3 protein-coding genes and 1 pseudogene are annotated in these 6580 nt (G+C 60.3%); all 4 read right to left on the bottom strand.

The annotated features are described in order from the left end of the window. A pseudogene (locus RMO15_RS14880) lies at positions 1-319 on the bottom strand (sulfatase); the annotation flags it as partial. A 67-nt stretch (positions 320-386) separates the two neighbouring features. Further along, complete coding sequence (locus tag RMO15_RS14875; RefSeq protein ID WP_309714184.1) at positions 387-3038, bottom strand: DUF1553 domain-containing protein; 2652 nt, start codon at positions 3036-3038, stop codon at positions 387-389. A 72-nt stretch (positions 3039-3110) separates the two neighbouring features. Continuing rightward, a complete protein-coding gene (locus tag RMO15_RS14870; protein ID WP_309714182.1) occupies positions 3111-5696 on the bottom strand; it encodes an ATP-binding protein in 2586 nt (861 codons plus the stop codon). A gap of 2 nt (positions 5697-5698) precedes the next feature. Beyond that, complete coding sequence (gene dapB, locus RMO15_RS14865; protein ID WP_309714180.1) at positions 5699-6433, bottom strand: 4-hydroxy-tetrahydrodipicolinate reductase; 735 nt, start codon at positions 6431-6433, stop codon at positions 5699-5701. Positions 6434-6580 lie beyond the last annotated feature (147 nt).

Below are 6580 nucleotides of genomic sequence, written 5' to 3'. Positions count from 1 at the left end.
TGCCCTTGATAAAGGCGAAGCGCTCCCCTGCCAGATACGAGTCCGGGCAGTCCTGCATGTGTAGCTCGTTGAGCTTGGGTTTGTAGTCGAGCAAGTCCAGCGACGGCGGCGCACCAGACATGTGCAAGTAGATCACCGCTTTGGCCCTCACCCCCGGCTTCGCCGACCCCTCTCCCAATAACGGAGCCCTTCGGGTGGGAGAGGGGAGAGCTTGTGCTTCCAATGCACCAAGCGCCAGTGCGCCTAGCCCCAGACCCGTCTTGCCAAAAAACGTCCGCCGCGACATCGCGCGGGCTTGCATGAGTTCTAGTTCAGTCATTTTCGTTTTTTCTTCCCGCCCGTTGGAGGGGCGGTAGCTCCCGTCTCGCCGTTCCAATCGGCGGGACTCACCCCTTTGTCAGCACGCCATCTAAGTTCAGCAAAACATTGGCGACCACGGTCCATGCTGCGAGTTCAGCGTCTTCGGCCCCCGTGAGCTTTTTCGCTTCCATCAAATTTGCAGCGTAGTGCGCCTTCTCGCTCTCAAACAGTGCGACAAGCGGCGGGATTTGGCTATCTAGTGCGGGGCGGCAGAGAGCGAGGCGCAGGCCGTGACGGGCTTTCTCGGCGGGTGTTTTCCCTTCGAGGCGTTTAGCCAAGCCGACCGCCATTTCGAGATAGGCGGGATCGTTCAATGTTACCAGGGCTTGGAGGGGCGTGTTGGTAGGAATGCGGCGCACGGTGCAGAACTCGCGGCTGGGGGCATCGAAGGTCTGCATACTGGGATATGGAACGGTGCGTCGCCAGAACGTATAGAGCCCACGTCGGTAACGATCTTCGCCCATGCTGGTGGGGTACGAACGCTCGCCGTTAAACGCCGCTTTCCAGAGACCATCAGGCTGCGGTGGGTAGACACTGGGGCCACCGAGCTTGTGTGAGAGAAGACCACTGACGGCGAGCGCCTGGTCGCGAACTCCCTCGGCATCCAAACGGCGACGGGGGTAGCGCGAAAGCAGGCGGGCCTTGGGGTCACGTGCGAGCCGGTCGGGCGTGAACTTGCTACTCTGACGGTAGGTATTACTCATCACAAGGCTCTTGAGAAAGCGCTTGACATTCCAGTCGCGCTGAAAGTCTAGTGCCAGATAGTCGAGAAGCTCGGGGTGCGTGGGCGACGAGCCTTGTGTCCCGAAGTCTTCCTCGGTCTCAACAAGTCCCGTCCCGAAGAGCTGCGCCCAGAAACGGTTCACTTGGACACGCGCTGTCAGCGGGTTCTCCCTCGCCACAAGCCACTTGGCCAGCTCTAAGCGGTTGGTGAGCGGCTTTTTCACAAACGCTCCTGGCCCCGCAGGAGCAACGACTTCCTCGGGCTGAAGGTAGTTTGCCAGTGTGAGTGCGTGGGAGATACGCCGCTTGGCCTCGGGGAGCTCACGCATCACGGGCAAGGGAATCGGCTTTATCGCAGCGAGCTCGGACTGTTTCTGGGCAATTTTTTGGGCAGTGGGCGAGTCGGTGAGCAGGGCCGTTTTTACAGATGTGATCGCGCCAGAGAGGCTCTGCTCCCCGACTATTTTTCGGTTTTCGTCGTAGAGTGTGATGCGAACATTAGCGAGCATGCCGGGGTGGGCATCGGTGCGCGGCCAGAGAGCGACACTCTGGAGGGGGTAGGTCGCGCCTAGGTCTACTTCCCACCAGGGGTCTTTCTCCTGCTTGGTGTGCGTCACGGTGTTGTCAGGGAACTTGCCGCTCGTGTTACCGTCAATGGCCCGCGCCGCCTCGCCGCTAAAGTCCGTGCTGGACTGGCTGGCCTTGCCCTTGCGTGCCAGATTCTCGCTGCCGCTCAGCGCCTGCACCTCGGCGAGCATCAGAAATGCCGTGCCTGGAAGTGTCACGCGCACAAAGCGAGCGCTCGGGGCTTTTCCCGCCGGCTCTGCCGTGCGCAACTTCTCCAGCTCCGCGAGCTCGCTCTCCAGTGCCAGCTTTTTCTGTCGCTGTGATCCTGTCAAGACCGGCATGGTCGGAGACTCGTTAGGCTGGTCATTGTCCTCAGTCTGGTTGAAGATCGCCATCGTCCGATAGAAATCGGTCTTGGAGATCGGGTCGAACTTGTGGGTATGACACTGGGCGCACTGGTAGGTCAGCCCCATCCACGCCTGCATCGTGACAACGGTTCGATCTTTCACGGCCGCGGTGCGAAACTCTTCATCACTGGTGCCACCCTCGGTGTTGGTCATGGTATTGCGGTGAAAGGCCGTCGCGATCTTCTGATCTTCGGTGCCACCCGGCAGCAAGTCCCCCGCAAGCAACTCCAGCGTGAACTGATCAAAAGGCTTATTGGCATTAAACGCAGCAATCAGCCAGTCACGCCAAGGCCAGAGATTGGGCCGAAGCGGGTCGGAGCCGTAGCCCGCTGAGTCGGCGTAGCGGCCCAAGTCCAGCCAGATCCGCGCCCACTTCTCTCCAAAATGCGGTGAGGCGAGCTGAGAGTCCACAAATTTCTCGTAGGCATTGGGCGCTTTGTCGCTCACAAATGCCTCGGCGTCTTTGAGGCTCGGCGGTAGCCCCGTCAGGTCCAGCGCCACCCGCCGCGCCAGTGTCCAGCGATCCGCCTCAGGCGAGAGCGCAAGCTTCTCTTTCGCCAGCCGAGCAATCACAAACGGATCTATTCCCCCGCGAGCGGGGGCTAGGGGGCGGCTAAATGCCCAGTGACCTTCGTACTTTGCGCCTTGCCCAATCCAGCGCCGTAGAGTGTTGATCTGCGGCTCCGTCAGGCTGTGCCCCGTTTCTTGGGGCGGCATCTTGAGCGCATCGCCGACAGGCCGAGTAACACGCGTGATGAGCTTGCTGGCGAGAATATCGCCGGGGATCACGGCACGGTTGGGCTCATCCAGGCGCAAGTTTGCGGAGCGGCTATGCTCATCAGCCCCATGGCAGCGCAGACAGTTGGCAGCCAGGAGAGGACGGACATCCCGGCGGTAGTTCACCGGCTCAGGAGCGGCAAAGGCCACCGCCCATAAGCCCACGCTGGTCAGTAACGAAAACGAGAGCAATCGGTGCTTCATCTTAACTTTCGATTTTACGTAAAAAACGGAGTCGTGTCCAGCGACAAGACCACTTAAACTTAAAAGATCCTGCTAGATCGCGGCGGAGATGGCCTCTTGTACCACACTGGCGGAGCGTTCCAACGAGACGGAGCCTGCTCCATGAGGAACGAGAAGGCGTGTGCGGGAGCCGAAGTCGCCCAAGTAGAGCCAGGCAACGCGCTGGTTACTGTGACGCTCCAGAGGCCCCCGCGAAAAAGCTCCCACAGGGCGCATGTCCTGGGTCGTGGTATCACAGACGACCGCGAGAGGACAGAGTGGCCCCACTTTACTCACGAGCTCCTCACTCTTCGAGCACCAGAGCAGGGGGGAGGCACTCTGACGAGGCCAGAGGTCACGTGTCGCCTGAAAGAGGGCTTCGTCTCCCACGATCACCACGGGCCGATTTCGAGCATGCTCATCGGTCTTGAGGTTACTGAGCGCACTGGCAAGCTTTTCCTGCAGAGACAGAAGTAAACTATCACGTAGCTCATAGGTATTTCCTACGGCTCGCAACGCGTAGATCAACACCGTGACCCGCTCTGTCTGGGGATCGGCGCGCAGGTGACGTAGGAGCTGGAAAGAATCGAAGGTCGCAGTCAAAGGGGGTAGTAAGAGAGCATCGGGGTGCAGGCCACGCGCCCTGCGTAGTGCTTCATCAGGAACTGCCGCCGCACTGACAATCATTCCCTGGTTGGAAAACGTATGATTGAGGCGGTGGAGAATCGGGGTCTGGTCGTGCACCAGGAGCAAGAGGCGGCGGGGGCCTGTAGGAGACGCCAGCTCCTCGGGGGCCTCTTTCTCCGGTTCTGTACCAGCCAGAGGGAGAGTGAAGGCAAACGTACTCCCGATTCCCGGCGTGCTCTCCACCCAGATGGTTCCCCCCAGTGCTTCCACAATAGTCTTGGAAATCGCGAGCCCCAAGCCGGTTCCTCCAACATTGCGTGTTGTCGAGTTGTCCGCGCGGAAGAACTTATCAAAGAGCCGTGCGCGATCCTCCGCTGTGATTCCGATTCCCGTATCCGCAACCCGCACCGTGAGCTGGGTATCGTCTGCGGCGAGGCGCACAACGACCTTGCCGCCCGAGGGAGTGTACTTCAGCGCATTGGAAATCAGGTTCATCAGCACTTGCGCGATCCGATCCGTGTCTCCCCGAACGATGGGAATGCTCTCTGGCATGTTCAAGGTCAAGCTCAGCCCACGCGTGCGCGCTTGCTCCTCCATGGTCCGCACCACTTGACGCGCCAAAAGGCCACAGTCGAGCGGCTTGTGCTCCATCTGTAGCCCTGTAGACTCCAGCTTGGAGAGATCCAACATCTCGGTGATCAGCCCCGTAAGGCGCAGCACACTGATCTGAGTCAGAGCCAGAAACTCGCGCTGATCCTCCGTGAGAGAACCGGGTTTCTCGGAGAGCAAGAGGGCAACATTGCCACTGATAGCCGTCAGCGGGGTGCGTAGCTCGTGCGAGACGGTCGAGGCAAACTCACTCTTGAGCCGATCCGCCTCGGTCTCACGCGTCACATCGCGCAAGATCACGATACGCCCAATCAGTGTCCCCTCAGTGCGAACTGGTGACGAATAAAAGCGCAGAACCCTAGGGAGAGGACGCGCCAGAGCGAACGTCTCATCCGCCACGCGCTCCGTGTCGCGCAAGACTTCCCGCAAGCGCAGCCGGGCAGGTTCCTGGTCGCTCCCTTTAAAGAGGGAGAGGAGCCGTGGGCCGATCCTCGCAAAGTTCTGGTCCTGCAAGTCCTCCGACTCCATCCCAAAGAACGCGGCAAAGCGTGGGTTTGCCAGTAAAAAGCGTCCCTCGCGGCTGAGCAGCGCCACGCCATCGTTGGTGGCATCGAGTACGGACTCCAGTCGCCGCCCGGTGACGGCAAGTGCCTTACTCCGGGCCTCCAGTGTGCTCTCTCGCTCAGCGACAGTCTCGGCCATACGTCGCAGTGCCTGCCAAAGCTCCCCCACTTCATCGTCGCGCCCGCTCTCATCGGGTAGCTCCGCAGGCGTGATCTCTTTGCGCTCCAGCCGCTCCACCGCCGAGACCAGTGCTTCCAGAGGCTCGGTAATCGAGCGAGCAATGGAGCGCCCGATCATCAAGGCGCTTACCAAGGCTCCCAGCGGAAAAATAATAATGGCCACGACACGCAGAGAGTCCGCTGTTAGGTACAGAGGCTCGTAGCGATCACGGGCCTGGGCAGTCTGGTTGGTCAGCCGCACTAGCGTGGCTTTAATGGGCTCAAACGCCGCAGCAGCACGACTCCCTTTACGATCCCAGACCTGAAACTGGGCGTGTACCCCTCTAAATTCTTTCGCCAGCGCGGGAGCAGGATGGTCTTCAAACCACGACATGATCTCCTGGTAGCGATCCCGGTAGATACTCCGTGCCTGGTTCTGTGCACTCCGAAAGGCGGGGTCTTTGAAGCGCTTAAGGTTCGCCTCCGCCTCGGCGACATCCATCGCCGCATGGGCCAGCACTTCCATGCGACTGGCCAGCTCCTTGCGCGCCGCAAACTCGCCTCGATAGCGCCCTGCAAAGCCCCAGAGCAGAATAGGAATGAGCAGTCCTGCCACCAATAAAACGATCAGCGGCAGGACATAGCCTAAGAAGATCTGGCGCGCAATACCCCGAGGCATCATGGCTAGAGAAGCTTCTCTAGCCCGTAAACCAGTCCCGACATGCTCGCCGACTTTCGGATGGCCAGCACGACGCCGGGCATGAAGCTGGTGCGATCCAGCGAGTCGTGGCGGATCGAGAGGCGCTGGCCCTGCGCCCCAAAAATCACTTCCTGGCTGGCCACAAAACCCGGCAGGCGCACCGAGTGCACGGGAATCCCGTCCACCTCGCCTCCCGTCGCGCCCACATGGCTCTCAAAGGCATTCTCGGGCTTGGCGACAGGAGTGCCTGTGCGGGCCTCGGCGATCATCTGGGCCGTCTTGACGGCAGTTCCTGAGGGCGCGTCCACTTTCTGCTCGTGGTGCATCTCGATAATCTCAACATCGGGCAAGTACTTAGCCGCTTGCGCCGAGAACTGCATCATCAGAATCGCGCCGATAGCAAAGTTGGGCGCGATCAAGCACGCTGTGTTGTGCTTCTCGCAGAGCTGGCGCAGCTCATCAAGATCGGCAGGTGAGAGGCCCGTGGTTCCCACAATCGGGATGACGTTACTCTCCAGCGCCGTGCGGATATTGGTCATCGCCGACGATGGCACGGTGAAGTCCACCATCACGGCAGGCTGGCTCTCTCGTAGAACCGCGCCCATGTCATCACCGACCTCGATCTGCGCGACCACTTCCATCCCGTCGGCAACCGTCACCGCACGCACCACTTCACTTCCCATCCGGCCTAGTGCACCGGAAACAGCAACTTTAATCATGCGGGTAGTGTACCCTGAATTGCCCTCCTACCCCGGTTTTCCCTCCTACCCCCCGGCCCCCTTCCTCCCAATAACTTTGGCCCTTCGGGTGGGAGGAAGGGGGAGTCAGAGGGGGCTTGGTGGGGTTCTACGACGTATCAAATGGCA

The sequence above is a fragment of the Armatimonas sp. genome (genome assembly GCF_031410135.1).
Classification (GTDB): domain Bacteria; phylum Armatimonadota; class Armatimonadia; order Armatimonadales; family Armatimonadaceae; genus Armatimonas.
The sequence above is the reverse complement of the archived record's forward strand: the minus strand, read 5'-3'. Positions and strand labels throughout refer to the sequence as shown.

Coding starts and splice junctions, on each gene's coding strand:
- RMO15_RS14875 (WP_309714184.1), bottom strand. CDS start 3,038: ATGAAGCACCGATTGCTCTCGTTTTCGTTACTGACCAGCGTGGGCTTA.
- RMO15_RS14870 (WP_309714182.1), bottom strand. CDS start 5,696: ATGATGCCTCGGGGTATTGCGCGCCAGATCTTCTTAGGCTATGTCCTG.
- dapB (WP_309714180.1), bottom strand. CDS start 6,433: ATGATTAAAGTTGCTGTTTCCGGTGCACTAGGCCGGATGGGAAGTGAA.